The organism is Streptomyces sp. ISL-11, assembly GCF_018614525.1.
In the GTDB taxonomy this organism is placed as follows: Bacteria; Actinomycetota; Actinomycetes; order Streptomycetales; family Streptomycetaceae; genus Streptomyces.
Genome location: NZ_JAGGOL010000090.1, coordinates 1 through 26,976 on the forward strand (window position 1 = coordinate 1; position 26,976 = coordinate 26,976).

Sequence of the window (26,976 nt, forward strand, 5' to 3'; positions counted from 1 at the left end):
CATGTAGCCGAGCACGAAGAGGATCATGCCGATGGTGGCCCACGTCAGGTACGGGAACAGCCACATCTTCACGACGTGCCGCTCCGGCATCTCGCGCTGGATGATGCCGCGCATCTTCAGCTGGGTGAAGCAGATGACCAGCCACACGAAGAGCGCGACGGCGCCCGAGGCGTTCAGCAGGAACTTGAAGACGGTGTCCGGCCACACGTAGTTGAAGATCACCGAGAGGAAGCCGAAGACGACCGAGCCCAGGATCGCGGCCCGCGGCACACCGTTCTTGCCGACGCGGGAGAACGCCTTGGGGGCGTCGCCGCGCTGGCCGAGCGAGAAGGCCATGCGGGAGGCGGTGTAGAGGCCGGAGTTCAGGCAGGACAGGACGGCGGTCAGAACGATGACGTTCATGATCTGGCCGGCGTGCGCGATGCCGATCGAGTCCAGGGCCGCGACGTAGCTGCCCTTGTCCGCGATCTCCTTGGAGTCCCACGGCAGCAGGCTGACCACGATGAAGATCGAGCCCAGGTAGAAGACGCCGATGCGCCAGATGACGCTGTTGGTCGCCTTGGTGACCGCGCGCCGCGGGTCCTCGGACTCGCCGGCGGCGAGGGTGACGATCTCGCTGCCCATGAAGGAGAAGACGACCATCAGCACACCGGTGAGGATGGCGCCCGGTCCGTTCGGCAGGAATCCGCCGTGGTCGGTGAGGTTGGATATCCCCGCCGTGTCGTTGTGCGAGCCCGGCAGCACGCCGAAGACGGCCAGCATGCCGATGACCACGAAGGCACCGATCGCGACGACCTTGATGCCGGCGAACCAGAACTCGAACTCACCGTAGGAGCTGACCGACGCCAGGTTGGTCGCGGTGAGCACGACCATGACGATCAGGGCCCAGCCCCACTGCGGCACCGCCGGGATCCAGCCCTCCAGGATCTTCGCGCCCGCGGTCGCCTCGACCGCCAGCACCACGACCCAGAAGAACCAGTACAGCCAGCCGATGGAGAAACCGGCCCAGCGGCCCAGCGCGCGGTCCGCGTAGGCGGAGAAGGAGCCGGAGGTGGGGTTGGCGGCGGCCATCTCACCGAGCATCCGCATCACGAAGACGACCATCGCGCCGACGAGTGCGTAGGAGATCAGGATGCCCGGGCCGGCCGCGGCGATGCCGGAGGCGGAGCCCACGAAGAGGCCGGCACCGATCACGCCGCCGATGGCGATCATGGAGAGGTGGCGGTTCTTCAGACCGGCCTTCAGGCCGTCCTGGCCCGCGGCGCCGGTCTGGCCGGGATCGCCGGAAGTCGACGCCTTTGTCATTGTCGGCGGTGTCGCGCTCATGGTGCGGGTTCCTTAGGTTCTCGGGTTACGAGCCTCCGCATTAGAACTTTTCGAAGGTGTGTTTAGGAAGGCCCGAATCCGTATCGTTGTGATCACCGGATGTACACCTGAACCTCCGGTGAACCCTGTGACCGGCCTTTCCCCCGGGACGTGCCACACTCGGTCGCATGCGCGTGTACCTCGGCTCCGACCATGCCGGCTACGAACTCAAGAACCACCTCGTCGAGTGGCTCAAGGCCCACGGCCATGACCCCGTCGACTGCGGCCCGCACATCTATGACGCCCAGGACGACTACCCCCCGTTCTGCCTCCGCGCCGCGGAGCGGACCGCCGCGGACCCCGACTCCCTGGGCATCGTGATCGGCGGCTCCGGCAACGGCGAGCAGATCGCCGCGAACAAGGTCAAGGGCGTACGGGCCGCCCTGGCCTGGAGCGAGCAGACGGCGGCGCTCGGGCGTGAGCACAACGACGCCAACGTGATCAGCGTCGGCGGCCGGATGCACACCCAGGAGGAGGCGACGAAGTTCGTCGAGATCTTCCTGGCCACGCCGTACTCGGGTGAGGAGCGCCACACGCGGCGCATCGAGATGCTCAGCCGGTACGAGCGCACCGGCGAACTCCCGGAGATTCCGGCGCACCACCCGCAGGGCTGACGTTTCCCGAACCGCCGGACGGGCTGAATGGCAGCCCGCCCGGCGTTTGAGGGCACCGCGCGAAGCGCGGTAGGGGGCCCGGGGCGGAGCCCCGATCTTTGACCGCAAGCACTCCGCAGGAGAAACCGTGCCAGAGGGGCATACGATCCACCGCCTCGCGGCGGACCACCGCACCCTCTTCCAGGGCGAGCACGTCCGGGCGACCAGCCCGCAAGGGAAGTTCTCGGACAGCGCCGCGTTGATCACCGGTCAGGAACTGGACACCGCCGAAGCCCACGGCAAGCACCTCTTCCTCGGCTTCGCCGAAACCGGCTGGATCCACATCCACCTGGGCCTCTTCGGCAAGTACGCCTTGGGCGGCACGCCCGTACCCCCGCCCACCGAGACCGTGCGCCTGCGCCTGGTCACCCCGTCGGCGTACGCCGACCTCCGCGGCCCCACCACCTGCGCGCTGATCACCGACGGCGAGAAGCAGGCGATACACGACCGCCTCGGCCCCGACCCGCTCCGCGACGGTGACGACCCGGACAAGGCGTGGCGGCGGATATCGAGGAGCCGCACCACCGTGGCCGCGCTCCTCATGGACCAGAAGATCATCGCCGGTGTCGGCAACGTCTACCGCGCCGAGGTCCTCTTCCGGCACGGAATCGACCCTTACCGCCTCGGCCGTGATCTCATCCGGTCCGAATGGGACGCGATGTGGGCAGACCTCGCCGAGCTGATGCGCGAGGGCGTCCGGCACAACAGAATCGACACCGTACGCTCCGAGCACACCCCCGAAGCCATGGGCCGTCCGCCGCGGGTGGACGACCACGGTGGCGAGGTGTACGTCTACCGCCGGGCCCACCAGCCCTGCCACATCTGTGGCGGCGAGATCCGCACCGCCGATCTCGCCGCCCGCAATCTCTTCTGGTGCCCCGGCTGCCAGCGGCGCTGACGTAGCGTCATCGCGCGCGGTCCCTCGCGCGGTGGCTGCTGCGCGTGCTCCTTCACGCCCCGCCGCAGGTGGACGTGTCGGCGCGGCGTGAGTCGACGCACCGCCGAATGGGTGGATAAGGTCACGATGCAATGACTGGCGGTGCGGAGACTCCGACGGCCCGGATGCGCAAAGCACTGCACCGGGCCCGCACGAGCCTGCGCAAAGCCGGGGTCGACTACTTCCGCGGCGACGGCTCCGACTGGATCGCCCTCGGCGCCCTGCTGTTCGCCGTTCCCGCCCTCGCGCTCGGCACCCTCGCGATGCCCGAGTGGTGCGCGCCCTCGGCCCTCGTCCTGCCCATCGTCGCCGGCGGACTGCTGCTGCGCCCCGCCAGCCTGCTGGCCCTCTACGCCGCGTCCGCCCTCGCGCTCATCGTGGAGGCCGCGGTCCTGAACCCCGGCGGGTACGGCGACGCCGACCGCGTCACACCGGGCACGATCCTCGTCGTCGCGGCCGTGGGCTTCCTCGGACTGCTCATCGCGCAGTTCCGCAGCCGGGTCGGCGTGCCCTGGCGGCGCGGCGGCACCATGCTCTTCGACCTCCGCGAACGCATCCGGGTGCAGAGCAAGCTCCCCAAGCTGCCGCGCGGCTGGCACCGGGAGATGGCGCTGCGGCCGGCCGGCGGCCAGTCCTTCTCCGGGGACTTCGTCGTCGCCGCCCGCACCAACGGCGGCCGCACCCTGGAGGTCGTCCTCACCGACGTCTCCGGCAAGGGCATGGACGCCGCCTCCCGGGCCCTGCTGCTCTCCGGCGCCTTCGGCGGCCTCCTCGGCTCCCTGCCGCCGCACGCCTTCCTGCCCGCCGCCAACGGCTATCTGCTCCGGCAGGACTGGGACGAGGGCTTCGCCACCTCCGTGCACCTGGTCCTCGACCTCGACAGCGGCGACTACGAGATGTACTCGGCGGGCCACCTGCCCGCCCTCCAGCTCAGCGCCGGCACGGGCCGCTGGGAGGAGATGGCGGCCGAGGGCCCGCTCCTGGGCGTGTACGACGGCGCGCAGTTCGACCCGATAAAGGGCACGCTGCGCCCCGGCGACGTCCTGATGCTCTTCACCGACGGGCTCGTCGAGACGGCCGAGCGCGATCTCACCGAGGGCATGGACCGCCTCACCGGCGAGGCCGACCGCTATGTCTCCGTCGGCTTCCAGGGCGCCGCCTGGCACCTGATCGAGGCGGTTGCCAAGGACGTCAACGACGACCGGGCCCTGCTGCTGCTCTGCCGGCACTGACGGGGGCCATGATCGCCCCGGGCCGGGCGAGCGGCGAGAATCCCCGTACGCAGGTACACACGGACGTACGTGGTGACGACGGCCGGACGCGAGGAGCACGAGATGTCGACCGATCCCCGGGCGGGTACGCACGCCGACCCGCCCCTGACCACCGGCCCGTTCGGCCTCGGCGCCGTCGAGGAGATCGCGCGGCGGGCGCACGCCGGGCAGACGGACAAGGCGGGCCGCCCGTACACCGAGCACCTGGCCGCCGTCGCCGAGGGCGTGCGGGAGCGCGGCGGGAGCGACGAGCAGATCGCCGCCGCCTGGCTGCACGACGCCGTCGAGGACGGGGCCGTGAGCGAGGAGTGGCTCGCGGCCGCCGGGCTGGCGCCGGAGACCAAGGACATCGTGCGGGCGGTGACCAAGCGGCCGGACGAGCCGGCGGAGGCGTACGCCGCGCGGATCCTCGCCACGCCCGGGGCGCTGATGGTCAAGGCCGCGGACCTCGCGCACAACTCCGACCCGAAGCGGGCGGCGGACCTGGAGCCCGCCACGCGCGAGCGGCTCAAGGAGAAGTACGCGCGCATGCGGGCGCTGCTCGGCCTCAAGGACCCCGACGACTGGCTGCTGCTCGCCCAGCTCGACCGCGACGACCACACCTCCTGGCGCACGCTGCGGGAGGCCACCGCCGCGCTCACCGAGGCCGACCGCGACGTGCGCTGGGCCGGCGGTGGACAGCTGCCGAGCGGTGCGTACCTGGTGAAGTACCCGGACTACGGCGAGGCGCTCAGGCGTGCGGTCGGTGCCCTCTCGAGCGTCGGGGCCGTGACGCCGCGCTATCACTGGATGGACCACCCGATGCCCACGCCGGGCCCCGACGGCCGCCTGGACGCCGCCGACGCCGTACGGGCGGCGACGGCGATCGTGCGCGGTGAGCGGTTCAGCGACGGAACGATCGCCAACGCCGCCGCGAACGGGCTGCTGGACGCGGTCTGGACGGCCCTGCTGGACTGGTACGACGCCGGGCGGTGACCGCGGGGCCTCACCGCTGCTTGCGGAAGGCCCACTCCATCCTCGGCTCCATCGCGAAGCGGAACACCCGCCGCACCGGCGTGGTGCACAGCGCGGTCATCACGGCGATCGCGAGCACCGTCACCACGACCTCGCCCACCGGCTCCCTGATCCACGCGTAGGCGTCGTACCACTCCCACCAGCGCGAGAGCTTGATCAGGAAACCGTGCAGCAGGTAGCCGTACAGGGTCCCCGCGCCGAGCGCCGTGAACCACGTGGTGCGGCGCGGGACCCAGGCGAAGAAGCAGGCGATGAGCACCGCCGCGCAGCCGGCCATCGCCAGCTGCATCACCGGCGCGCTCCACAGCGGCGCGGCCAGCTCCTGGACGCTGTCGTTGTGGTAGAACCACGAGCTGTTCATGCGCGGCGCCGCCCAGTAGGCGACGGCGATGGCTCCCGCGAACACCGGGACGGCCGCGACGCGCACCCAGCGCCGCCGGACGAGCCGGAAGTGCTCGGCCTTCATGTGCAGGCCGATGACGAAGAACGGCAGGAACTGCAGGATCCGCTGGAGGTCCAGGTCGTTGCCGACCTCGGGGGAGAGCGCCGCCAGGATCGCGACGGCGAAGGCCACCGGCACCGGCCAGCGCACGGTCTTCCAGATCGGCGTGGTCAGCCGCCAGACGAACAGCGCGGCCAGGAACCAGTTCAGGTACCAGGGATTGAGCAGTGAGACGGGCTCCGGCGGCTCGTCGTACTCCGCCCAGTGCTGGAAGTAGGTGTACGCGACCTCGAAGACCACGTACGGCACGACGACACCGGTGACGAGCCGCTTCACCTTGGCCGGGCTCAGGTCGAAGCCGCGCGAGAAGTAGCCCGAGATCAGGATGAACGCCGGCATGTGGAAGGCGTACACGGTGAGGTAGAGCGCCAGTGCGAAGCGGCTGCTGTGGGTGAGCGGCTCCCAGGCGTGGCCGAGCGCGACGAGGACGATCGCCAAGTACTTGGCGTTGTCGAAGAACGGGTCGCGGGCCCGGCCGTCCGCGGCCGGGGCGGGGGACGGGGCCGCTGTGGGGAGCGTCGGCGCGGGTGCCGCTGTGCGTGGGACCGGAGTGGCAGCGGGGGACATCCGAGGCACCCTAGTGGGGGAACTGGAAGCGGTAAAACCTCGTTCCACTTATTTGGTTAATCGCCGCGAATCGGGGCACTTTTTGGCAAGTCACCCGATACCCTTCCCCCACAGCTATCCGGCCGCTTCTCGACCAGGTGTCGACGAAACGTCACACTGCCCCTATAGCAGGCGAGTTGATGGCACGATGGTTGATGTGTGGGGGCTGCGGGGCAGCATGTTTCCGGGGCCGATCGGATGTTCCGACCGAGGGTGTGATCAGTTGTGGCCATTTCACTGTCAGTGGTGCTGCTCTTGGCGATCGTGCTGGTGGTGATGATCCGCGCCGGCAACATCAAGGGCGGCCCGGCGATCGTGGCCATCCTGTTCGGCTTCTTCCTCGCCTCCACGGGCATGGCACCGTCGATCCAGCGATTCCTGAACTCGATCGCCGAAACGATAAACGGCATCAAGTTCTGATCAAGATCTGCGCGTACTGATCGTGATCGGAGCAGGATCGGACAGGTTCGGAGCAGGATCCGCACGAGATCCCGAGCGGGGCCCCGGCATGAAAAACGCCGCCAGGCACGAAAAACGCCTCCGGCCGAGGCCGGAGGCGTTCATGGAGCGGGCGACGGGAATCGAACCCGCGTAGCCAGTTTGGAAGACTGGGGCTCTACCATTGAGCTACGCCCGCGTGCGCCGCGGGTCCGGGGACACCCGGGGCCGTGCGGCTACGTTGTGCATCGTAGCGGGTCGGGGCCGTGCCCCGCACACCCCGGTGGCGCCACGGGCAATCGGCAGCCGGAAGCCCCTGGGGCATGTACCCTACGTGTCGCACCGACGGGGTGTGGCGCAGCTTGGTAGCGCGTCCGCTTTGGGAGCGGAAGGTCGTCGGTTCGAATCCGGCCACCCCGACCATCAAGATCACATTGTGGGCCCCATCCTGCTTGCGGTTACTATGCAAGCTGCGCGCCCGTGTGTCTCTGTGCCGGGCGCGATCCGCTGAACCTCAGCGAATCCCAGAAGTCAGCCCCAAGGAGACCGAACCGTGAAGAGCGCCGTGGAGACCCTGAACCCGACTCGGGTTCGGCTCACTGTTGAGGTGCCCTTCGAGGAGCTCAAGGCCAGCCTCGACGCGGCGTACAAGAAGATCAACCAGCAGGTCACGGTGAAGGGCTTCCGTCAGGGCAAGATCCCGGCCCGCGTCATCGACCAGCGGTTCGGCCGCGGTGCGGTCCTCGAAGAGGCCGTCAACGACGCACTGCCGAAGTTCTACACCGAGGCGGTCAACGAGGCCGACCTGAACCCGCTGGGCCAGCCCGAGGTCGACATCACGGAGCTGAAGGACGGCGAGCTGCTCTCCTTCACCGCCGAGGTCGACATCCGTCCGACCCTGGAGATCCCGGACTACTCCGGCATCGAGGTCACCGTCGACGCCGCCGAGGTCACCGACGAGGACATCGAGAAGTCGGTCGAGCAGCTGCGCGACCGCTTCGCGACCACCTCCCCGGTCGAGCGCGCCGCCGCCGAGGGTGACATCGTCACCGTCAACCTGGAGGCCAAGGTCGACGGCGAGGTCCTGGAGGACGGCGTCGCCGAGGGTGTCGACTACACCATCGGTTCCGGCCAGCTCCTGGACGGCATCGACGAGGCCGTCACCGGCCTGGAGGCCGGCGGCACCGCCACCTTCACCTCCGAGCTCAAGGGCGGCACCGCCGAGGGCAAGGAGGCCGAGGTCAAGGTCGACGTCACCGCCGTCAAGGCCCGTGAACTGCCCGCGCTGGACGACGACTTCGCCCAGCTGGCGAGCGAGTTCGACACGCTGGAGGAGCTCCGCGCCGACAGCGCCAAGCGCCTCGCCCGCATGAAGAAGTACGACCAGGCCACCCAGGCCCAGGAGAAGGTCCTCGACGAGCTGATCAAGCTGGTCGAGGTCCCGATGCCCGAGAAGCTGCTCGAGGACGAGGTCAACACCCGCAAGCACAACCTCGAGCACCACCAGCTGGGCCAGATGGGCCTGGACCTGGCGAAGTACCTGGAGATCCAGGGCAAGTCCGCCGAGGAGTTCGACGCCGAGCTCAAGGAGCAGGCCGAGAAGGGCATCAAGACCCAGTTCATCCTCGACGAGATCGTCAACAAGGAGAAGCTGTCGGTCGGCCAGGAGGAGCTCACCGAGCACCTCATGCGCCGTGCCCAGTCCTCCGGCATGAGCCCCGACCAGTTCGCCCAGGCCGTCGTCGAGGGTGGCCAGGTGCCGATGCTCGTCGGCGAGGTCGCCCGCGGCAAGGCCCTCGCGGCCGTCGTCGAGGTCGCCGTGGTCAAGGACAGCAACGGTGAGGTCGTCGACCTGGACGACGAGGACGAGACCGCCGAGACGGTCGAGGCCACCACCGAGACGGTCGAGGCCGGCGAGGACAAGACCGAGGCCTGAGCCCCGGCCCCCTCGTAGCCGGTTCACGCACCGGTACGCGCCAAGGGCCCGGCCGCGACATCCCACCAGGGTGTCGCGGCCGGGCCCGCCGCGTCTGCCGGGCCCGGTGAACCTGCGCTCAGAGCGAACAGTTCCTGATGCGGGATGGCCGCCGCCTACCAGCGCGTTAGGGTCCGTAGATACGGGGGCAGGGGAGTCCCGGGAGCGCGCCACGGGGATCCGGACGGCACCGCCCGTACCCCGCCCTTTGAAGAAGACGCTGAGACGGCTCGCGGCCGTCTAACAACGAGCAGGTGGATACGTGACGAATCTGATGCCTTCCGCCGCCGCCGGCGAGCCGAGCTTCGGTGGCCTCGGCGACCAGGTCTACAACCGACTGCTCGGGGAACGGATCATCTTCCTCGGCCAGCCGGTCGACGACGACATCGCCAACAAGATCACGGCGCAGCTGCTCCTCCTTGCCGCGGACCCGGACAAGGACATCTACCTCTACATCAACAGCCCCGGCGGCTCCATCACGGCCGGCATGGCGATCTACGACACCATGCAGTACATCAAGAACGACGTGGTCACCATCGCCATGGGCCTCGCCGCCTCGATGGGCCAGTTCCTGCTGTCCGCCGGTACGCCCGGCAAGCGCTTCGCGCTGCCGAACGCCGAGATCCTCATCCACCAGCCCTCCGCGGGCCTGGCGGGCTCCGCCTCGGACATCCGGATCCACGCCGAGCGGCTGCTGTACACCAAGAAGCGGATGGCGGAGCTGACCTCCTTCCACACCGGTCAGACCGTCGAGCAGGTCACCAAGGACTCCGACCGCGACCGCTGGTTCTCCGCCGACGAGGCCAAGGAGTACGGCCTCATCGACGAGGTCATGAACACTGCCGCAGGCGTTCCGGGCGGGGGCGGCACGGGGGCCTGAACCCCGGCACACCCCATACCGAACCCCCCGGCCCCCCGAACGCCACCAGGATGGTGAAGAAGCAGATGAACAACCACGCCGGCAGCGGCCTGCACACCGGCTCCCGGTCCGAGTTCTCCGGACCCCGCGCCGAGTCCCGCTACATCGTTCCGCGCTTCGTCGAGCGCACCTCGCAGGGCGTGCGCGAGTACGACCCGTACGCGAAGCTCTTCGAGGAGCGAGTGATCTTCCTGGGCGTCCAGATCGACGACGCCTCGGCCAACGACGTCATGGCGCAGCTGCTGTGCCTGGAGTCGATGGACCCCGACCGCGACATCTCGATCTACATCAACAGCCCGGGCGGCTCGTTCACGGCGCTCACGGCGATCTACGACACGATGCAGTTCGTGAAGCCCGACATCCAGACGGTCTGCATGGGCCAGGCGGCCTCCGCCGCGGCCGTGCTGCTCGCCGCCGGCACGCCCGGCAAGCGGATGGCGCTGCCGAACGCCCGCGTCCTGATCCACCAGCCGTACAGCGAGACGGGCCGGGGCCAGGTCTCCGACCTGGAGATCGCCGCGAACGAGATCCTGCGGATGCGTGCCCAGCTGGAGGACATGCTGGCCAAGCACTCCACCACGCCGATCGAGAAGATCCGCGAGGACATCGAGCGCGACAAGATCCTCACCGCCGACGAGCTGCTCGCGTACGGTCTGGTCGACCAGATCGTGTCGACGCGCAAGACGTCCGTTTCGGTCTGACCTTTTCCGGTCCGGCCACCGTGCCGCCGGCCACCCCCTTGGACCGAGTAGGTCCAAGGGGGGCCCGCTCGGGGGGCCCGGCAAGGTACCGTCGATAGGCAAGCACCCGGGTTCGCAGAGCAAGGCGGATCCCAGGCGAAGGGGAAGCACCTCGTGGCACGCATCGGTGACGGCGGCGATCTGCTCAAGTGCTCGTTCTGCGGCAAGAGCCAGAAGCAGGTGAAGAAGCTCATCGCGGGTCCTGGTGTGTACATCTGCGACGAGTGCATCGACCTCTGCAACGAGATCATCGAGGAAGAGCTCGCGGAGACCTCCGAGGTGCGCTGGGAGGAGCTTCCCAAGCCCCGTGAGATCTACGAGTTCCTCGAGGGCTATGTGGTGGGCCAGGAGGCCGCCAAGAAGGCCCTCTCGGTCGCGGTCTACAACCACTACAAGCGCGTGCAGGCCGGCGAGAACGGCGGCCACCGCGACGACGGCATCGAGCTGGCGAAGTCCAACATCCTGCTGCTGGGCCCGACCGGCTCCGGCAAGACGCTGCTCGCCCAGACCCTCGCCCGGATGCTGAACGTCCCGTTCGCCATCGCCGACGCCACGGCGCTGACCGAGGCGGGCTATGTCGGCGAGGACGTCGAGAACATCCTCCTGAAGCTGATCCAGGCCGCCGACTACGACGTCAAGAAGGCCGAGACCGGGATCATCTACATCGATGAGATCGACAAGGTCGCCCGTAAGAGCGAAAATCCGTCGATCACACGGGACGTCTCCGGCGAGGGCGTCCAGCAGGCCCTGCTGAAGATCCTGGAGGGCACGACGGCCTCGGTGCCCCCGCAGGGCGGCCGGAAGCACCCGCACCAGGAATTCATCCAGATCGACACGACGAACGTCCTCTTCATCGTCGGCGGTGCCTTCTCCGGCCTGGAGAAGATCATCGAGTCGCGCGCGGGCGCGAAGGGCATCGGCTTCGGCGCCACGATCCGCTCCAAGCGGGAGATCGAGGCCAGCGACCAGTTCCAGGAGGTCATGCCGGAGGACCTGGTGAAGTTCGGGATGATCCCGGAGTTCATCGGCCGCCTCCCGGTCATCACCTCCGTCCACAACCTGGACCGCGAGGCCCTCCTCCAGATCCTGGTCGAGCCGCGCAACGCCCTGGTGAAGCAGTACCAAAGGCTGTTCGAACTCGACGGTGTCGAGCTGGAGTTCGACCGTCCGGCCCTGGAGGCCATCGCCGACCAGGCGATCCTGCGTGGCACCGGCGCGCGCGGCCTGCGCGCCATCATGGAAGAGGTCCTGATGTCGGTGATGTACGAGGTGCCGTCCCGCAAGGACGTGGCCCGCGTCGTCATCACCGCGGACGTCGTCCACTCCAACGTCAACCCGACCTTGGTGCCGCGCATCGTCCCGAAGGACGAGCGGCACGAGAAGAGCGCGTAGCGCTCGCCGTCGTACGCACGTGAGGGGGCGCCCGGCACAGCATGTGCCGGGCGCCCCCTTGTGCGTACCCACCCCATGGGGTGGTTTAGCGCACCTGAGAGGCTTCCGCCCCTGTTGGGTACGGTGTGACCACTTTCCGCGCCTTGCGGCGTTCGGCCGCCGTTGCCGCCCTGCTTCTGGCGGCCGTCGCCCTTCCCTCCACGCCCGCGGCCGCCGTCCCGCGGGCCCATGGCGTACTCCGTCCGGCCGATGTCATCGACCCACCCGTTTCGGCCCGCAGCCTTCCGGCACAGGTCAAGAACGCCTGTGACATCTGGCGAGGACTGAGCTGGCCGACGGCGGACCGGGCCGAGGACTACGCGGTGCCGGACACCCGCTTCGTCATCCGCGGCAGCAACGTCTACGTGAACCGCAACGGCGACCTCCCGCTGGAGGGCTACTACCGCGAGTACGACGTCAACCCGCGCTCGCCCGGCCAGCGCCGCGACGCCGAGCGCCTCGTCCGCGACACCGATTCGCACACGGTCTGGTACACCAACGACCACTACAACAACTTCCGGAGGATCGCGTCCGGTTGCTCCTGACGGGGGCGGGGCGCCGCCTGGACGACCCGTCGGCGGAAGGCCGTTGGGCGCCACGGTGTTCAGGCCCGGTCGCGGGAGACCGCAGAGCCGGGCGGGGCGGCATCGGTTCGCACCGCAGTAGCCACCAGCGTGGCGTAGCGCATGGTGAAGCCGCCTCCCGCCGCGTCGATGGCGGCGCCGACGCCTGCCAGCACCTTGTCCAGCTCGACCGGCGGGAGCCGGGTGTGGCCGCCGGTGGTGGGCAGCTGGTCCAGCCACTCGTTCTTGGTGTAGGACCGCTCCCAGCCGAATCGCCACTGTTCCGGGTCGCCGAAGGTGCCCACTTGACGCATCCCGTCGGCTGCCCGGGTGCACAGCTCCGTGTACCCGTCCACGGCCGGCGTCGCCCATTGGCGGGCGGCAAGGGAGTCGGGCAGCACCCGGCGGTAGACCTCGGCGAAGGATTCCGCCAGCTCGGAGGGGAGTCGGCCCGCGTTCCAGAACACGGCGAGCCGGCCACCGGGCCGCAGCGCCCGCGCCGCCTTGGCCGCTCCCGCGACCGGGTCCACCCAGTGCCAGGTCTGCCCGGAGACGACCGCGTCGAACTCCCGGCCGGCGGGGTCCCAGGCTTCGAACGCCGCCACCTCGACGTCCAGCCCGCGCTGCCGCGCCAGGTCGGCCATCCGCGCGTCGACGTCGACGCCCAGCACCCGGCAGCCGGCGGCCTCGAACTGCCGGGCCGCGATGCCGGTGCCACATCCGACGTCGAGGATGTCGGGGCCTGTGGCGGCTATCCGGTCCACCATGGCCCGGGGGTAGCGGGGCCGGGCCCGGTCGTAGCGTTGCGCGTCGGCACCGAACGATTCCGCCAACTGCCGGTGCCGATGGGGCTCGTGGTCGGAGAAGGACGCTCGCTCAGGCGGTAAAGTGGGCATGCGCCCACTATTAATGGGCAAACGCCCACTCGTCAACGGGTGCAGCGAGAGGAGACGCACGATGCCGACAGGGGTGGCCATCCGCGACGCGCGCGAGCAACTGTTCGACGCGGCTGAGCGTGTCCTGCTGCGTGCCGGGCCGAGCGCGCTGACCAGCCGAGCGGTCACCACCGAGGCAGGCTGCGCCAAGGGCGTCCTGCACCGGCACTTCGCCGACTTCGACGCCTTCCTCGCCGAGCTCGTACTCGACCGCGTCGCCCGGATCGACCACCAAGCCGCCACCCTGCGCGACTCCGCCGGGACCGGTACCGTCGCCGACAACCTCACCGGCGCTCTGAAGGGCCTGTTCGGGCCCGTCGCGGTGGCGATCGTCGGCCTCGTCACCTCCCGGGACGACCTGCGCGCCCGGCTCCGCCGGACCACGCCGACCGGCATCCCGCTGCTGACGGAGGCCACGACCATGATCGCCTCCTACCTCGCCGTCGAGCGTGAACTGGGCCGCATCGCGGCCGATGCCGATGTCGACACCCTCGCCCCCACGCTCATCGGGACTGGCCACATGCTGTTCGCCGACCGCAAGGGCGTGCCGCCGGAGGCGGAAGCCGTTCGCAAGGTCGTGACCGCGGTGGTCGCCGGCGTCGGCCGTTCGGCGGCTCCCTCGCTTGACCTCAAGTCGGGTTGATTGTCGAGACTGGTCCTCGTCCCCGGCTCCTGCCGGGGCGTGGTGACTGAAGAGGATCGACATGCACGCGATACGGCTGCACGCCTTCGGCCCTGCCGAGAACCTGGCGTACGAAGAGGTGCCCGACCCGGTGCCGGGTGCGGGGCAGGTGCGCATCGACGTGCGGGCGTCCGGTGTCCACCTGATAGAGGCCAGACTCCGGCGTGGCCTGCCCTTCGGTCCGCATCAGCCGCCCACCCTGCCGGTCACGCCGGGCAGCGAGGTCGCCGGTGTCGTCGGGGCGGTGGGCGAGGGCGTGGACCCGGACTGGCTGGGTCGGCGCGTGGTGGCCAAGCTGCGATCGGGCGGCGGTTATGCCGAGCAGGCCGTGGCTGACGTGGGCTCGCTCCACCGGCTCCCCGATCACCTGGACGACGACACCGCCGTCGCGATGATCACCACCGGGGCCACGGCCCAGGGCATCCTCGCGGTGGCGCGGATCTCCGTCCGTGACGTCGTGTTGGTGATGTCCGCGGCGGGCGGGCTGGGCAGCCTGTTCGTGCAAGCCGCGCGCCATGCGGGTGCGGTCGTGGTGGGAGTGGCGGGCGGCCCGGCGAAGGTCGACCGCGTCCGTACGCTGGGCGCCGACGTGGCGGTCGACTACCGCGACGGCGACTGGCCGGCCCGGGTCCGCGAGGCGCTGGACGGGCGCCGGGTGTCCGTCGTGCTGGACGGGGTCGGCGGCGCGTCCGGCCGCGCGGCGCTGGAGCTGCTGGGCTCTGGCGGCCGCTTCCTGATGCACGGCTGGGCGGCGGGCGAGCCGACCGAGATCACCAGTCGCGACCTGATCGAACGCGGGCTGACCGCGACGTGGGCGTTGGCCCGGCCGGAGATGACACCGCCGGGCGGCCAACGCGAACTGGAGACCCGCTCCCTGACGGAGGCGGCGGCGGGCCGCCTGATCCCGTTGATCACGAGCTTCCCGCTTGAGCGGGCGGCGGAGGCGCATGCGGCGCTGGAGGGGCGGGGGGCCGAGGGGAAGGTGGTGCTGACGGTGTAGCGGTTGTGCCGGACTATCGATGGCCCAGCACGTTGACCACGCGGCCGTTCGGGTCGCGGACGAAGAAGCGGCGGACTCCCCACTCCTCGTCCCGCAGCGGATACACGATCTCCGCACCGCTCTCCCGCATGGCGGCATGGGCCGCGTCCACGTCGTCCACCTCCACGCTCATGTCCGGCGGGACGGGCGCGGTCGCGTCGCTGGTCATGAAGCTCGCTTGCGCCGACGGTTCGGACGTGGAGGCGAGCGTCATGATCCAGCCGTGATTCATGACCTCCTCCAAGCCCAGCAAGCCGTAGAAGTCCCGGTTCGCCTCCATGGTTTCGGGGCTCGTCCGGATGTTGGGTACGACGCGGCGGACGGACATGGACGACTCCTGTCGGTGGGAGGGCGAGGTCATGAGCGCACCGATGCCCACGTTCTCGCCGACGCCGGGAGGGTCTGCGGTCAGCCGTCGCCCGGCTCGTATCCTCACGGCTCGGCGCATTCGACGAGCACCTGGCCCACGCTGCCACTCAAGCACAGCACCGTGCCGCTGAGGTCGTTCACCGACTACTGAGCTTGTAGTCGTGGTGTCGGCAGTGTCCGAGGCAGCACCCCGCAGGCGGGCCGACCAGGACAGGTCCACCCGCAGGCCGCCGGAACCCGACCGGAACCGCTGCGACACCCGCACTTTGCCGAGCACTGCCAGCGGCGCCCTGCCGAGCGCGGCCAACCGGCACACAGACCATCCCGCCCCCCGGCGGCCGGCCCGGCCAGCGCGTCGGCATCGTCATCGGTGGACCAGCCGGACAACCGGTCCTTCCCTTCCGCGTCGCCGCCGGGACCAGCCATGGGTCATCGAGGCGGAACCGGTGCGTACTGCCCCGGCGACGACGAGCGAGGCCGCCGGCATCCCCGTGGGGACGGCGATCGTGCCGGGGGCGAGGAGCCAGTCCATCGCCGCGCGCCGGTCGAACTGCGGACGCACGTCCGTGCCGCCCATCGGGTCCGGGAAGTCTTCGTGTTGGCGGCGCCAGTTCATCACCGCTGCCCGACCTACCCCCGCCAGCAGCACCGTGTCCCACCCGCCGGCGACCTGCGCGAGGGCGGCGAGCGGGGAACGACGGCCCGCCGCCACGGTGTGGACCGCCCGCCGGTCCACCTCGGGGTGCACCATGCGGACCAGGGCGACGTCCTCGGCCAAGTAGAGCCGGACTGTGGTCACGCCCCCGGGGTGCTTGTAGTCCACCTCGACCGAGGGTTTTCTGCGTCGGCGTTCGTACCGGTGCCGCCCTGGCACCGTGTGGCTGGTGGCCACATGGGGGCATGTACGAGGCGGTTTCCAGCCCTTCGCATGGGCTTTGGCGCGGGTGGATAGCGGGGAAGTGTGGGTGCGCGTAGCGTCCGGGCAGGCCGTGGGCGGTGTGCCCAGGGCTGGGCGGAAGGGGAACCGGGTGTCCACTGCGGGTCTGGCGGCGGAGGAGCGGCGGGAGTGGTTACGGTCGCTGTTGTCGGGTGAGCGTGCTGATTCGCGGGCGGCGCGGAATATGGCGCGCGTGGAGCAGGGCAATGTGCTGTTCGGGGCGGCGCTGCATGCTGCGGACCGGTTGCGGGCGGGTGAGCAGGCGACCGATCTGGAGGAGATGCTCCTGAAGGTGCTGCGGGCCGCGGTGCCGGATGAGGAGATCAAGGGCTGGGGTCAGGTCTACCGGGAGGCGGTGACCGCGCGTGGACGGCTGGCGGGGGTGCCCGAGGCCCTCACCGGCCGGCCGGTGTCCGAGGGCTACAGTCTCGCCGACTGGGCCAAGGACCTGGGGCCGGCGGGCGAAGAGTGGATGGCGCAGTCGAACACGGCGCTCATCGACCCGGAGGCCCTGGCCGCGGGCGAGGAGTTCGACAGCCCGGAGTTCATCGAGGGCATGCGCGAGTGGGGCTTCGCGGTCACCGCCTCCAACCCGGCGGGCCGGTCGGCGGGCCGGCAGCAAATCCTGGAGCAGGAGGCGGACGGTGAGCAGGCCGCGCAGGCGGCCTCCGACGGGGTCCGGGTGGAGTTCGAGAACTTCCACGTCCACCGGGTGGTGGGCGACGGGTGGCCCAACACCCGGGATGAGATCCGCTGGCTCTCCGGTGGCAGCAGCGCCACCACCCCAGCCCAGCCGTTCATGTCACGGGAGTTCGGGGACGACGAGGCCTTGGTGGGAATGACCCCGGAATTCCCCCCTTTTCTCTCTCAGCGGGTGGCCTTCGACGGCCGGGCAGGAACCGGGCTGGCCCTGAACATCGACTGCTGGGAGTGGGACACCGGCAACGGCAACAACGACGACATCGTTGAAGCCCTGCGGGCCTTCAACCGTGACGTCATGCTCTCTACGGCCTGGTCCGTCATCATGGAACTGTCGGGGATCGGAATCCTCGCGTTCCTCTCGGACATCACCTTTCTCGCCGTCAACTTTCTCGGCTGGCTGGCGAAGAACGACCTCTCCTGCCGGCGCGCCTTCTTCCTGGACCGCTACGACCTGGCCCTGCTGGCTCGCGGTGACGGCAAGGTGAACTGGCACTTCAACGGAGACGGTTATCACGAGCTGCGCGTGAAGTTCACCACCTCGATGCCGTTCCCGACCGGCTCCCTGGAGTACGTGGTCCACAACGGCCTCGACGCCTGGGGCACCCCGATCCCCCTGCCGTGGGTGTCGATGTCCGCCCCGGCCCTGGCCTCCTACGCAGGCGCGCTCCACGCCCTGTATGTCCGCCCCAGTGACCAGGCGGTGCTGTGGACCCGCCTGCGAGGCAGCTCCTGGAGCGAACCCGAACACATCCAGGGCTGGCGGTCCCTCCTCGCGCCTGCCCTCACCGCGTTCGACGGCAAGCTGTACGCCGTCCACGCCGGCCAGGACGGCAGGCTGTTCCAGTCCCGATACGACGGATCCGGCTGGACCACGGCGGCGGCGCTGCCTCAGGGCAAGGTCCACAAAGCGGGCCCCAGCCTGGGAGCCAACGCCCGGCAGATGGTGCTGTCGCACGTGGAGGCATCCGAGGTGACCTACGACCGGCTCGGCACGGCGGCGGGATGGCAGGCTCCGTACGAGTTCCCCTTCGGGAAGACGCAGAACCCCGTCTCCCTGACCTGCTCCGACCAGCAGATCTACAGGGCCGTCCGCACCTTGGACAACCGGGTGTCCATGATCACGGAGATGTCCAACTCCCCCAGCGGCTTCCCCTGGGCCAGAACGGATGCTCCCACGCGGGAAGTCACCTGCGGGCCCACCGTCGTCAAATGGGTCGCGCTGTGGATCCTCATGCGCGCAACGAACGGCACTCTGGTCGCCGCACGCCGCACCGCTGACAGCCACCCCTGGCACGAGTACCCCGTCAGCGCCGGCAGGGTCAAACCCCTGGACGAAGTGGCCGCAGCCATCCACCTGGGCAAGATGTACGTCATGTACCGCCGCTGATGCCTGGCCCCGGGGTGACGCCGCCCAGCCGGGCGGCGTCACCCGGAACCGGGCCGCCCCTCGCGACGCGAAGTAGGCCCGGCCCTGGTTTACGACGGGCCGGAACCTGATGACTCCAGCCATGCCGCCGCAGCATCTGGGAGATTCCCGACAGCGTCATGGACTTGTGAAACCGTCGGCCGATCAGGGTCTTGATCCTGGCCAGCGTCCATCTCTGGTCCGGCCGCCCATGCGCGGGAGGGCCCTTGGCCAGCTCTTCCGTCGTCAGCCCCTACGACAACCCGCCTTCAAGGTCAGTAATGGGGCATCGTCGTGGCCGTCGAGCGCGACCCCGAGCGCGCGGCGCGGTCCACGAGCTGGAAGCGGTGGTCGACGCCGGGCTCGACCCGGAGGCGGCACAGGGCGGCGGTCAGCGAGATCGGCGAGCTGGTCGACAAGGCCCGTGCGTCACAGCACTACGCCGGTTCCGCCTCCCCCGGCGGGCCGATGTAGAGCTCCGCCAAGCCCATCCCCTCGCGGAGGCCGGCGGGGGAGAGGCACGCCGTCGGCAGGTCGGTGTGGAGCAGCTGGGCGGTGCGGAAGGCGTGCCCGCCCTTGGCGTGGCCCTTGATCACCGTGCCTTCCAGTTTGATGAGGCTGACGGCGCCGGCGCGGGCCCGGACATTGGACGTGTACTCGATCACGGACTCCCGTCCATCCGCGAAGCGCACGACCTCGCGGAACGGTGAGGTGTTCACCCCCAGGCAGGACGCCGGAAGCGTGCCCTCGAAGCGCCCGGTGGCCTTGACCGCCTTCCCCGAGCCCTCGGCGCAGCTGTACGTCTCGGTCGTCGAGATCCTCGTCGGCCGGGTGGACAGGGTCAGCCCGGGAGTCCACGTCGTGCGGTACTGCCCGGCGCAGACCACGGGCTCCGGGCCGGTGTGGGCCTGGGCGGCCGTCGGGGACCACGTCAGACACATCGCGGCCGCCAACGCCGCCCCCGCCGCTCTCCGACCGAACATGGGTCCCTCCTCGGCTCGCGGGGGCGCCCCCTCACCAGCGGCGCCCTGCCGGCCCCTGCCTACCCGGGGACGCTTTCGGCGACCCGCGACGCACAAGGCGCCCCGAAGCGCGGTACCGCCGTGCGCGCCATGGTGCGCACGCCCTCAGCCGCCGGTCTCCCGCCGGACGGTCACGGCACCCGCGCCGTACGAGGAGTCCGTGCCCAGCCAGACACCGCCCTCGCCGCCCCGGTCGAAGGGCCGGAGATCCAGCGGTGCGTGGGCGTGGTGCGTGAAGCGCACGCAGACCTCGCTGATGAGCGGGCACGCGTCGAGCACGGCCGCCGCCGACAGGTACGCGGAATGCTGGGACGAAGCGCTGCGCCGGTCGGCCGTCGCCTCCATGAACGCCCGTAACGCCGTGGCGCGGTACTGGTCGTAGTCGGCCGGCGGGCCGCTGTACTCCCAGCGCATGTCGCCGGACATGCGCAGGACGCGGTCCTCGGCGTTCACCTCATCGGCGCGGGTGTAGTCGTCCACCAGAAACCCCGTGAAGCTCGACCCCGTCGTCACCGCCCGGTGCAGACCGCTGATCCCGCTCACCACCGTCGCCGGCCGTCCGCGCCGGGCCGTCGCATCGGCCAGCCATCGGTCGGACGGGCCGGTGGCGAAGATGTGGTGACTGTCCGTCAGGAGTTTCCAGGGGTGTTCGATGACGGCGACCCGCGCGGTCGTCGCGGCGGGGCACTCCTCCAGCAGGCGTTCGGAGAGCGCCAGGGCGAGCACTTCGACGGCGGTGTCCAGATGGTCGTGGACGAAGGCGGCAGCGGTGTTGGCCATGCTGCGGGTCGGCAGGATGCTCCGGTTGTCGCCGTCGGTGAAGGCGTCGGCGAAGCCGCCTTCGAGGTCCATCGTCAGCTGGAGATCACGGGCAGCGTGCGCGTCCGCGCCGGGACGGACGCCGAGCAGGCGTAACTCATGCCGTCCATAGCTCGTGGAGACGACCTGATGCATGGGCGGGGGGCTCCTTCGACGGGACGATCAGAGCGTGGGCAGGGCGGCGAAGGCCGCGTCCCAGGGGTAGTCGGGCGCCGCGAGCGGCCGGCCGTTCTCGTCGAGCAGGACCGTCACCCCGCACTCCCGGAGGAAGGACACGCTGCGGGCGAACGCCGGGTGAGCGGCCTGTCCGTCGCTCAGGTGGGGGAGCGCCACGAGCGGCAGGCGCAGGCCGAGCGCCTCGTTGACGAGGCTCATGACGAGCGTGTCGCTGATGCCCGCCGCCCACTTGTTGAGCGTGTTGAACGTGGCCGGTGCGACCACCATCGCGTCCGCCGGCGGCAGGACATCCGGCTCGTCCGGCATCTTGTGCGTGCTGCGGACCGGATGTCCCGTGAGCCGTTCCAGCTCCGGCATGTCCCCTTCGAGCCACCGGGCTGCCGACGGCGTGAGCACCAGGCATACGTCCCAGCCCGCCGCCCGCGCCTTCTCCACGCCGGTACGGACCTGCCGGGTCGGCGACGCGGCACACGAAATCAGGTACAGCACACGGGACTTTGTCATGCGCCCCAGTTCACAGGGGGACGCGGCCGGGCGCAATCAGTTGCGGTCAGGTGGTGTGCCACTGCTGGTGGGAACCCAGGTTGCAGTCCCACGTGAGGACCGAGGCACCGTTCCACCAATTGGCGTTCCCGATGGTCAGGCATTTGTTGTACGCCGGATTGCGCAGCCGGGCGCCGTCCCAGACCCACTGCTGGGGCGCTCCGCCGTAGCAGTCCCACATGTTCAGGGCGGCGCCGTTGTCCCCGTTTCCCGCGACGACGTCGAGGCACTTGCCGTTGAGGTCGCTGCGGATGGTGTTGCCCTGCCAGTACCACCGCTCGTTCGTCCCGCCGTGGCAGTCCCACATGCCGACGAGCGCACCGCTGCCCGTGTTTCCCGCTCTGATCTCCAGGCATCTGTTGTTCATGTTCGAGGCGATCATGAAGCCGACCTTGATCTGCTGCTCCGCGTACGCGGCCGAGGTGGTGCACACGCTCACCACCGCCAGACCTGTGGCAGCCAGCAGCGTTCTCAAGCGATGTGTCGTCCGCACAGGTACCTCCAGATGGATGTACACGCGTCTCGTCGGCGCCGACGCTATGGGCCGGGAGCGGGTTGCGGTGAGACGAGAACGCGCCGTGCGCGGCGCCCTGTGGCCGGCCGCCAAGCGGTCCCGTGGGAGATCCTCCTGGGCCGGCGAAACCGCTGTACGGATGCGTCACCGATGCGCGGAGGGCCTGTCCGTCCGGAGCGGACGATGAGGGCAAAGACGAAGGCAAGGAGGAATACCCACTCCTTGCCACTCTCAACTTATAGCGCACTGGGGGGCTTGCGGCAAGGCCCCGGTCGTGGGTCAGAATCGCGGACCGAAGTCAGAAGCTGCGGAAATGGGAGATTCACGAAGTGCCTTTGTTGTTGTCGGGTTATGGGTCGTGCGGTGACGTCGAGTCGACGGTGGGACGCGCACTGCGGGTGCGGGCACTCCGCACCGGGATACGGGTGTGCGTGCCGTCGGCCGTCGCGGCAGCGACCTCGGACCGGAGCTGATGACATGAACCCCTTGACCACCAGCGCGTTCGACCTTCCCGACCACCTTTCCCCCAAGGCCGACCCGGCGCTGATCGACGGCGACGAGCGGCACTTCACGGCCATCTCGGAGAGCCTTGAGCAGGCGATAGCCGAACTGTCCGACCGTCTGGAGGTCGCGCGCAAGGCGCCCGGCGGCATAGGCCGGGAGGCGATGGACCGGGACACGGAGATCCACCGCCTGACCGGTCGCCTGCGCACCCTGCGCCGCTTCGGTCTGGACCTGTGCCTGGGCCACATCGTCCCTGCGGACAGCCCCGAGCCCGTGTACGTGGGACGCCTCGGCCTCACCGACAGCGCGGGGCGCCGGCTGCTGCTCGACTGGCGCTCGCCCGCGGCCGAGCCGTTCTTCGCGGCGACCCACGCCAACCCGATGGGCCTGGCGAGCCGCCGCAGGTACCGCTGGACCCGCGGCCGGATCAGCGACTACTGGGACGAGGTGTTCACCGCCGACGGGCTGGACGGGCACGCCGCGCTCGACGACCAGTCCGCGTTCATCGCCAGCCTGGGCGGCAACCGGTCGGCCCGGATGCGCGACGTGCTCGCCACCATCCAGGCCGACCAGGACGCCGTCATCCGGGCGGGATCCCGCGGCGCTCTCGTCGTCGACGGCGGTCCGGGTACGGGAAAGACCGTCGTCGCTCTGCACCGCGCCGCCCACCTCCTCTACTCCGACCCCCGCCTCGGTCACCGTCGCGGCGGCGTGCTGTTCGTCGGTCCGAGCCGGCCCTACCTGGCCTACGTCGCCGATGTCCTGCCCAGCCTCGGCGAGGAGGGCGTGCAGACCTGCACCCTGCGCGACCTCGTCACCGAGGGAGCCGGAGCAACGGTCGAGAGCGACCCGGACGTGGCCCGTCTGAAGTCGTCCGCGGACATGGTGAAGGCGATCGAACCGGCCGTCGGCATCTACGAGGAGCCGCCCACCAAGGGAATGACGGTCTCGACCCACTGGTCCGACATCTGGCTGAGCGCCGACGACTGGGCGGCGGCGTTCGAAGCGGTGGAACCAGGCACTCCGCACAACGAGGCCCGCGACCAGATCCGCGAGGAACTGCTCACGATCCTGATGGACAAGGACGACAGTGACGTCCCGCCCGACCTGCTCCGGAGGTCGCTGCTGCAGGACCGGGAGCTGATCAGGGCCCTCAACCGGGCGTGGCCGATGCTGGAGGTGACCGACCTCGTCGGCGACCTGTGGTCGGTGCCCGCCTACCTGCGCAAGTGCGCTCCCTGGCTCGCCCCCGATGACGTCCGCAAGCTGCAGCGCGGGGACGCCCATGCCTGGACGGTGTCCGACCTGCCGCTCCTGGACGCGGCACGGCAGCGGCTCGGCGACCCGGAGGTGTCCGTACGCAAGCGTCGGCACGAGGCCGCCGTCGCCGCCGAACGCGCGCACCGGGCCGACGCCATGGACAGCCTGCTGCAGAACGTCGTCATCGACGAGAGCGAAGGCGCGCTGGGGATGCTGCGCGGACAGGACCTGCAGGACGCCCTGATCGACGAGAGCGCACTGCCCGGCACCGAACCGGACCTGCTCGCCGGCCCGTTCGCACACATCGTCGTGGACGAGGCCCAGGAACTGACCGACGCCGAGTGGCAGATGCTGCTGCTCCGCTGCCCGTCCCGGAGCTTCACCATTGTCGGTGACCGCGCCCAGGCCAGGCACGGGTTCACGGAGTCGTGGCAGGAACGGCTCGAACGGGCCGGGCTCGACCGGATCACCGTGGCCTCCCTGAGCATCAACTACCGCACGCCGGAAGAGGTCATGGCGGAAGCCGAGCTCGTCATCCGCGCCGCACTCCCGGTCGCCAATGTGCCGACCTCCATCCGCAGCAGCGGCATCCCCGTCGCGCACGGATCCGTCGCGGACCTGGACTCGGTCCTCGACACCTGGCTCGCCGCACATGCCGACGGAATCGCCTGCGTCATCGGCGCTGGTGACACCGAGGCCGGCACATTCCGGGCGACATCCCGCGTCCGGTCGCTGACGCCGGAACTGTCGAAGGGGCTGGAGTTCGATCTGGTCGTCGTCATCGACCCGGAGACGTTCGGCAAGGGCATCGAAGGAGCCGTCGACCGCTATGTCGCGATGACCCGCGCGACCCAACGACTTGTCGTCCTGACGAGCCCCTGAGGACAAGTTCCCTAGGAGTCGCCAGGTTCGGCGACGTCCGGCGGCAGCTGCTTGGAGACGAAGGAACCCATTCCGGGTTCGGTGTAGATGAGCCCTTCCGCGCGGAGTGCGCGGTGCACCTTGTGGGCAGTCATGCTGGCGATGCCGAACTCCTCCGTCAGCTGGACCACGGAGGGCACACGCGATCGCGGCTGATACGTGCCGTCCTCGATGCGTCGCCGAATCACCTCGGCCACCTGCCGCCAGCGCGGGATATCGGGAGCAAATTCGATCACTTGATCAATCTACGCACGCCATGGCGCGCCAGTCGAGATATGAAGTTGCAGCAGTTGTTGCCGTTGCACGGTGTTCTATAGGGCTCTTCGCTAGGCTGGATCTGAAACCCCGGCGGCCGCTGCCACGGCCCCGGGGCATGGCCCACGCCTTTAGGAGCGTCGACATGCACGACTTTATCTCTCGGTGGCATCGAAGGATCCGGAAGGTTTTCGCCGGCCCTGACGCCGCCCCGCCGTCCCCACCGGCGGAGCCGACCGTGACGTCCCCGCCAGAAGCGCCCCGCTCAACCTGCGGCGTCTACATGTGGGCCACCGCGCACGGAATCGACCTCAAGCCCAACAGCCCCCTCGCCGCCTGCACCTGCTCCGCGCACCTGAGCCAAGTCACCCCCGCCGTCGGCACATTCGTGCTCGACACTCGGAGGGACAAGGTCGGGGAGGTCATGGGTCACGACGGCCCGTACCTTCAGCTGCGGCCGCCTGCCGGTGGCAGGGAGTGGGACGCGGAACCCGGCAGCGTCCGGCCCGCCACCCAGGCCGAGCTGCTGAGCGCCAGAGTGCAAGCCGCCAACAGGGTCAGCCGGTGGGGGAAGTGAGCCCGCGCCCGTAGAGGAGATTCCGTCGCCGCGGCTCCGAATGCCGCGGCGACGGCCAGGCTACTTCTTGACCTCTACGCGCACGTCCGTCCGCAGCTTCGCGACCAGGCCGCCCGCCTCGTCGAACGGTATCTTCACGCCCAGTCCCGACCGCGCCGCGTCGACGACGAAGACCGTGCCGACCGTGCTGTGGTCGGCCCAGATGCACAGCGGCATCGTCACCGTCTTGCTGCCGGTGTAGGTGACGTACTGGCACTTCATCACGGCGTTGTCGAGCCCGGCGGGGGCCACCTTCTGCGGGCTGCCCTCGACCTTGGACGTCACCGAGGCGTCGTCGTCCTTCTTCGCGGCGTTCGCCAGGCTGATGAACATGCGGTCCACGACCTGCTCCGGGTTCTTCACCTCGCCCCAGACGCCGTTGAACTTCAGGCCCTTCGTCGAGACGCCGGCGCCGGACTTGTAGCCGGCGCCCACGCTCTGCGGATTGGCGACGCCCATCCGCCGGACGTCGGCCAGCTCCTCGGTGTCGAAGCCCTCCTTGCCCTCGGCGGCGCCCTTCTTGTAATCGCCGACCACCGTCTCGGGCGTCGTGAGCTGGTAGCGCTTGCCGTCGTCGCCGACCGTGTCCCGGTTCTTCAGGAGCACGTAGCCGCCGCCCGCGATCGCCCCGACCAGGACGAGCGCGGCGACGCCGATGCCGATCGCCTTGCCCTTGCCGCCGCGCTGCGGGGGCATCGGCGGCGGGTACGGCATCCCGGGCTGCGGGTACGGCTGCGCCTGCCCGTACGGCTGCTGTGGGGGATACCCGTAGCCGGGCTGCTGTCCGTACGGGTTGCCCTGCGGCGGCGACTGCGGCGGCTGGGGCTGCCCGTACGGGCCCGGCTGGCTGTAACTCACGTGGGTGTCCCCCTCAGGGCCTCAGGCCCTACTACTTGTTCTTGCGGACTTCGTTGCGCACCTTAACCGTGGCGTCGGAGAGCTCCTTGGCGGACATCACGTTGCCGGTGGCGGCCGCTGTGCCGGCGACCGAGCTCTTCGATACCTGGTGCTGGACCACGCCCACCGCGCTCTTGTCGCCCCAGATGCAGGTGGACGTCTCCGACGTGGACGAAATGGTGCCGAGCGTGCTGGTGATCTTCTGTGTCCTGCACTTCAGCACGGCGCCGTCGAAACCGCTCGGCGTGAACTCGGTGTAGGGGGTGACTGTTTCGATCTTGGCCTTGAAGGTCCCCGCCATCTTGTTCTGGTTCTCGTCGATCTTGGCGATCATCGCGGCGACCGTGTTCTTCGGGTCGGCGATCGTGCCGTAGACGCCGCTGACCCCGAGGGTCTGCTTCTCGGTGTTGGCGTAGCTCTGCGAGACCGCCGCACCGTTCTCGACGCCGAACGCCTTGGCGTCCTTGTCGTTGGTGAGGTCCTTGGGTGCCTGGTCCGGGCTCGTTGCCGACGACTTCGTGTACTTGCCGTCCAGCAACGTCTCCGGCATCACCATCGTGTACGGAGCGACGTCCCCGTCGCTCCCGCCGCCCGTGAAGAACACGATGCCCCCCACGATCGCCCCCACGACCACCACGGCCCCCACCGCGATCCCGATCGCCTTCCCCTTGCCGCCGCCCTGCGGCGGCACCGGCGGCGGGTACTGGCCCGGCATGCCCGGCTGCTGGCCGTACGGGGCCTGGGCGTACGGGCCCGGCTGCTGGGGGGCGCCGTACGGCGGCTGCGGCTGCTGGCCGTAGGGGGCCTGCTGCTGCGGCTGGCCCGCGTACGGCGGCGGGGGCGGCGGGTAACCGTAGCCGGGCTGTCCGGGCGCGCCGGCAGGCTGGCCGTACGGGCCGGGCTGCTGGGGAGGCTGTCCGTACGGGCCCGGCTGGTTGTAGCTCATCGTGTCTCTCTCGATCCGT

The 26,976-nt window shown here is 69.8% G+C and carries 27 protein-coding genes, 2 tRNA genes and 3 pseudogenes; 17 read left to right on the forward strand and 15 right to left on the reverse strand.

What is annotated here, in order from left to right:
- Positions 1-1,326 (reverse strand): amino acid permease (locus tag J7E86_RS19155; RefSeq protein ID WP_215082926.1); only part of this gene is annotated, 1,326 nt, incomplete at its 3' end.
- Between the two features lie 167 nt (positions 1,327-1,493).
- Between J7E86_RS19155 and J7E86_RS19160 the strand changes: the two genes are divergently transcribed.
- The 5 genes and pseudogenes from J7E86_RS19160 to J7E86_RS31185 all read left to right on the forward strand — a co-directional run.
- Positions 1,494-1,979 carry a ribose-5-phosphate isomerase gene (locus J7E86_RS19160; protein ID WP_215082927.1) on the forward strand — a complete coding sequence of 162 codons (486 nt, stop codon included), beginning with the start codon at positions 1,494-1,496 and terminating at the stop codon, positions 1,977-1,979.
- A 127-nt stretch (positions 1,980-2,106) separates the two neighbouring features.
- Complete coding sequence (locus J7E86_RS19165) at positions 2,107-2,916, forward strand: Fpg/Nei family DNA glycosylase (RefSeq protein WP_215082928.1); 810 nt, start codon at positions 2,107-2,109, stop codon at positions 2,914-2,916.
- 164 nt (positions 2,917-3,080) lie between these two features.
- Positions 3,081-4,187 carry a PP2C family protein-serine/threonine phosphatase gene (locus J7E86_RS19170; protein WP_251019364.1) on the forward strand — a complete coding sequence of 369 codons (1,107 nt, stop codon included), beginning with the start codon at positions 3,081-3,083 and terminating at the stop codon, positions 4,185-4,187.
- A gap of 102 nt (positions 4,188-4,289) precedes the next feature.
- Positions 4,290-4,781, forward strand: a pseudogene (locus J7E86_RS31180) (HD domain-containing protein); the annotation flags it as partial.
- Positions 4,782-4,886: 105 nt separating this feature from the next.
- Positions 4,887-5,201 (forward strand): annotated as a pseudogene (locus J7E86_RS31185) (DUF6508 domain-containing protein); the annotation flags it as partial.
- A gap of 10 nt (positions 5,202-5,211) precedes the next feature.
- Here the strand turns inward: J7E86_RS31185 and J7E86_RS19180 are convergent.
- Positions 5,212-6,309 (reverse strand): acyltransferase family protein, encoded by a 1,098-nt coding sequence (locus tag J7E86_RS19180; RefSeq protein ID WP_215082931.1) that lies wholly within the window; start codon positions 6,307-6,309, stop codon positions 5,212-5,214.
- 264 nt (positions 6,310-6,573) lie between these two features.
- Between J7E86_RS19180 and J7E86_RS19185 the strand changes: the two genes are divergently transcribed.
- Positions 6,574-6,768: a hypothetical protein gene (locus J7E86_RS19185; RefSeq protein ID WP_095582535.1), complete on the forward strand. Its 195-nt coding sequence runs from the start codon at positions 6,574-6,576 to the stop codon at positions 6,766-6,768.
- 143 nt (positions 6,769-6,911) lie between these two features.
- Here the strand turns inward: J7E86_RS19185 and J7E86_RS19190 are convergent.
- Positions 6,912-6,985, reverse strand: a tRNA-Gly gene (locus tag J7E86_RS19190).
- Positions 6,986-7,132: 147 nt separating this feature from the next.
- On the opposite strand from J7E86_RS19190, the gene J7E86_RS19195 reads away from it, so the two are divergent.
- The 6 genes from J7E86_RS19195 (at position 7,133) to J7E86_RS19220 (ending at position 12,396) form a co-directional block, all read left to right on the forward strand.
- Positions 7,133-7,209: transfer RNA gene (locus tag J7E86_RS19195), tRNA-Pro, on the forward strand.
- A gap of 130 nt (positions 7,210-7,339) precedes the next feature.
- Positions 7,340-8,722 carry a trigger factor gene (gene tig, locus J7E86_RS19200; RefSeq protein ID WP_215082932.1) on the forward strand — a complete coding sequence of 461 codons (1,383 nt, stop codon included), beginning with the start codon at positions 7,340-7,342 and terminating at the stop codon, positions 8,720-8,722.
- A gap of 301 nt (positions 8,723-9,023) precedes the next feature.
- Positions 9,024-9,641: an ATP-dependent Clp protease proteolytic subunit gene (locus J7E86_RS19205; protein WP_308312642.1), complete on the forward strand. Its 618-nt coding sequence runs from the start codon at positions 9,024-9,026 to the stop codon at positions 9,639-9,641.
- Between the two features lie 65 nt (positions 9,642-9,706).
- Positions 9,707-10,381: an ATP-dependent Clp protease proteolytic subunit gene (locus J7E86_RS19210; RefSeq protein ID WP_251019367.1), complete on the forward strand. Its 675-nt coding sequence runs from the start codon at positions 9,707-9,709 to the stop codon at positions 10,379-10,381.
- Between the two features lie 153 nt (positions 10,382-10,534).
- Positions 10,535-11,812, forward strand: a complete 1,278-nt coding sequence (clpX, locus tag J7E86_RS19215) for an ATP-dependent Clp protease ATP-binding subunit ClpX (RefSeq protein WP_087928123.1) — start codon at positions 10,535-10,537, stop codon at positions 11,810-11,812.
- 125 nt (positions 11,813-11,937) lie between these two features.
- On the forward strand, positions 11,938-12,396 hold the full coding sequence (locus J7E86_RS19220) for a ribonuclease domain-containing protein (protein ID WP_308312643.1): 459 nt from the start codon (positions 11,938-11,940) through the stop codon (positions 12,394-12,396).
- A gap of 59 nt (positions 12,397-12,455) precedes the next feature.
- Here J7E86_RS19220 and J7E86_RS19225 read toward each other — a convergent pair whose 3' ends face one another.
- The gene (locus J7E86_RS19225) at positions 12,456-13,310 is read right to left on the reverse strand and encodes a bifunctional 2-polyprenyl-6-hydroxyphenol methylase/3-demethylubiquinol 3-O-methyltransferase UbiG (protein WP_215082933.1); all 855 of its coding nucleotides are present in this window, start codon (positions 13,308-13,310) and stop codon (positions 12,456-12,458) included.
- Positions 13,311-13,371: 61 nt separating this feature from the next.
- On the opposite strand from J7E86_RS19225, the gene J7E86_RS19230 reads away from it, so the two are divergent.
- Both J7E86_RS19230 and J7E86_RS19235 read left to right on the forward strand, forming a co-directional pair.
- The gene (locus J7E86_RS19230) at positions 13,372-13,992 is read left to right on the forward strand and encodes a TetR/AcrR family transcriptional regulator (RefSeq protein WP_215082934.1); all 621 of its coding nucleotides are present in this window, start codon (positions 13,372-13,374) and stop codon (positions 13,990-13,992) included.
- A 61-nt stretch (positions 13,993-14,053) separates the two neighbouring features.
- A complete protein-coding gene (locus J7E86_RS19235; RefSeq protein WP_215082935.1) occupies positions 14,054-15,031 on the forward strand; it encodes a zinc-binding dehydrogenase in 978 nt (325 codons plus the stop codon).
- 13 nt (positions 15,032-15,044) lie between these two features.
- On the opposite strand, the gene J7E86_RS19240 is transcribed toward J7E86_RS19235, so the two are convergent.
- A complete protein-coding gene (locus J7E86_RS19240; protein ID WP_215082936.1) occupies positions 15,045-15,398 on the reverse strand; it encodes a VOC family protein in 354 nt (117 codons plus the stop codon).
- Positions 15,399-15,803: 405 nt separating this feature from the next.
- Entirely contained in the window at positions 15,804-16,238 is a 435-nt protein-coding gene (locus J7E86_RS19245; protein WP_215082969.1) for a hypothetical protein, read from the reverse strand.
- A 331-nt stretch (positions 16,239-16,569) separates the two neighbouring features.
- Between J7E86_RS19245 and J7E86_RS19250 the strand changes: the two genes are divergently transcribed.
- Positions 16,570-18,465 (forward strand): hypothetical protein, encoded by a 1,896-nt coding sequence (locus J7E86_RS19250; RefSeq protein WP_215082937.1) that lies wholly within the window; start codon positions 16,570-16,572, stop codon positions 18,463-18,465.
- 91 nt (positions 18,466-18,556) lie between these two features.
- Here J7E86_RS19250 and J7E86_RS19255 read toward each other — a convergent pair.
- The 6 genes and pseudogenes from J7E86_RS19255 to J7E86_RS19280 all read right to left on the reverse strand — a co-directional run.
- Positions 18,557-18,724: pseudogene (locus tag J7E86_RS19255) on the reverse strand (winged helix-turn-helix domain-containing protein); the annotation flags it as partial.
- A gap of 34 nt (positions 18,725-18,758) precedes the next feature.
- Positions 18,759-18,902, reverse strand: coding sequence for a hypothetical protein (locus J7E86_RS19260; protein ID WP_215082938.1), 144 nt, complete (start codon positions 18,900-18,902; stop codon positions 18,759-18,761).
- 18 nt (positions 18,903-18,920) lie between these two features.
- Complete coding sequence (locus J7E86_RS19265; protein WP_215082939.1) at positions 18,921-19,466, reverse strand: hypothetical protein; 546 nt, start codon at positions 19,464-19,466, stop codon at positions 18,921-18,923.
- Positions 19,467-19,610: 144 nt separating this feature from the next.
- Positions 19,611-20,459 carry a hypothetical protein gene (locus J7E86_RS19270; protein WP_215082940.1) on the reverse strand — a complete coding sequence of 283 codons (849 nt, stop codon included), beginning with the start codon at positions 20,457-20,459 and terminating at the stop codon, positions 19,611-19,613.
- Between the two features lie 27 nt (positions 20,460-20,486).
- Positions 20,487-21,005, reverse strand: a complete 519-nt coding sequence (locus tag J7E86_RS19275; RefSeq protein WP_215082941.1) for a flavoprotein — start codon at positions 21,003-21,005, stop codon at positions 20,487-20,489.
- 46 nt (positions 21,006-21,051) lie between these two features.
- On the reverse strand, positions 21,052-21,519 hold the full coding sequence (locus J7E86_RS19280) for an RICIN domain-containing protein (RefSeq protein ID WP_215082942.1): 468 nt from the start codon (positions 21,517-21,519) through the stop codon (positions 21,052-21,054).
- A gap of 516 nt (positions 21,520-22,035) precedes the next feature.
- Between J7E86_RS19280 and helR the strand changes: the two genes are divergently transcribed.
- Positions 22,036-24,204, forward strand: a complete 2,169-nt coding sequence (helR, locus tag J7E86_RS19285) for an RNA polymerase recycling motor ATPase HelR (protein ID WP_215082943.1) — start codon at positions 22,036-22,038, stop codon at positions 24,202-24,204.
- Positions 24,205-24,215: 11 nt separating this feature from the next.
- On the opposite strand, the gene J7E86_RS19290 is transcribed toward helR, so the two are convergent.
- Positions 24,216-24,479 (reverse strand): winged helix-turn-helix domain-containing protein, encoded by a 264-nt coding sequence (locus tag J7E86_RS19290; RefSeq protein WP_308312644.1) that lies wholly within the window; start codon positions 24,477-24,479, stop codon positions 24,216-24,218.
- A 257-nt stretch (positions 24,480-24,736) separates the two neighbouring features.
- On the opposite strand from J7E86_RS19290, the gene J7E86_RS19295 reads away from it, so the two are divergent.
- A complete protein-coding gene (locus J7E86_RS19295) occupies positions 24,737-25,075 on the forward strand; it encodes a hypothetical protein (protein WP_251019372.1) in 339 nt (112 codons plus the stop codon).
- 60 nt (positions 25,076-25,135) lie between these two features.
- Here J7E86_RS19295 and J7E86_RS19300 read toward each other — a convergent pair whose 3' ends face one another.
- A complete protein-coding gene (locus J7E86_RS19300) occupies positions 25,136-25,972 on the reverse strand; it encodes a hypothetical protein (RefSeq protein WP_215082944.1) in 837 nt (278 codons plus the stop codon).
- Positions 25,973-26,003: 31 nt separating this feature from the next.
- Positions 26,004-26,957, reverse strand: coding sequence for a hypothetical protein (locus J7E86_RS19305; RefSeq protein ID WP_215082945.1), 954 nt, complete (start codon positions 26,955-26,957; stop codon positions 26,004-26,006).
- Positions 26,958-26,976: the final 19 nt, after the last annotated feature.

Excerpts from the sequence above, each read along its gene's own strand:
- J7E86_RS19170 (WP_251019364.1), top strand. The coding sequence starts at position 3,081 with ATGCGCAAAGCACTGCACCGGGCCCGCACGAGCCTGCGCAAAGCCGGG.
- J7E86_RS19275 (WP_215082941.1), bottom strand. The coding sequence starts at position 21,005 with ATGACAAAGTCCCGTGTGCTGTACCTGATTTCGTGTGCCGCGTCGCCG.
- helR (WP_215082943.1), top strand. The coding sequence starts at position 22,036 with ATGAACCCCTTGACCACCAGCGCGTTCGACCTTCCCGACCACCTTTCC.
- J7E86_RS19160 (WP_215082927.1), top strand. The coding sequence starts at position 1,494 with ATGCGCGTGTACCTCGGCTCCGACCATGCCGGCTACGAACTCAAGAAC.
- J7E86_RS19265 (WP_215082939.1), bottom strand. The coding sequence starts at position 19,466 with ATGTTCGGTCGGAGAGCGGCGGGGGCGGCGTTGGCGGCCGCGATGTGT.
- J7E86_RS19240 (WP_215082936.1), bottom strand. The coding sequence starts at position 15,398 with ATGTCCGTCCGCCGCGTCGTACCCAACATCCGGACGAGCCCCGAAACC.
- J7E86_RS19225 (WP_215082933.1), bottom strand. The coding sequence starts at position 13,310 with ATGCCCACTTTACCGCCTGAGCGAGCGTCCTTCTCCGACCACGAGCCC.
- J7E86_RS19305 (WP_215082945.1), bottom strand. The coding sequence starts at position 26,957 with ATGAGCTACAACCAGCCGGGCCCGTACGGACAGCCTCCCCAGCAGCCC.
- J7E86_RS19230 (WP_215082934.1), top strand. The coding sequence starts at position 13,372 with ATGCCGACAGGGGTGGCCATCCGCGACGCGCGCGAGCAACTGTTCGAC.
- J7E86_RS19235 (WP_215082935.1), top strand. The coding sequence starts at position 14,054 with ATGCACGCGATACGGCTGCACGCCTTCGGCCCTGCCGAGAACCTGGCG.
- J7E86_RS19180 (WP_215082931.1), bottom strand. The coding sequence starts at position 6,309 with ATGTCCCCCGCTGCCACTCCGGTCCCACGCACAGCGGCACCCGCGCCG.
- J7E86_RS19210 (WP_251019367.1), top strand. The coding sequence starts at position 9,707 with ATGAACAACCACGCCGGCAGCGGCCTGCACACCGGCTCCCGGTCCGAG.
- J7E86_RS19270 (WP_215082940.1), bottom strand. The coding sequence starts at position 20,459 with ATGCATCAGGTCGTCTCCACGAGCTATGGACGGCATGAGTTACGCCTG.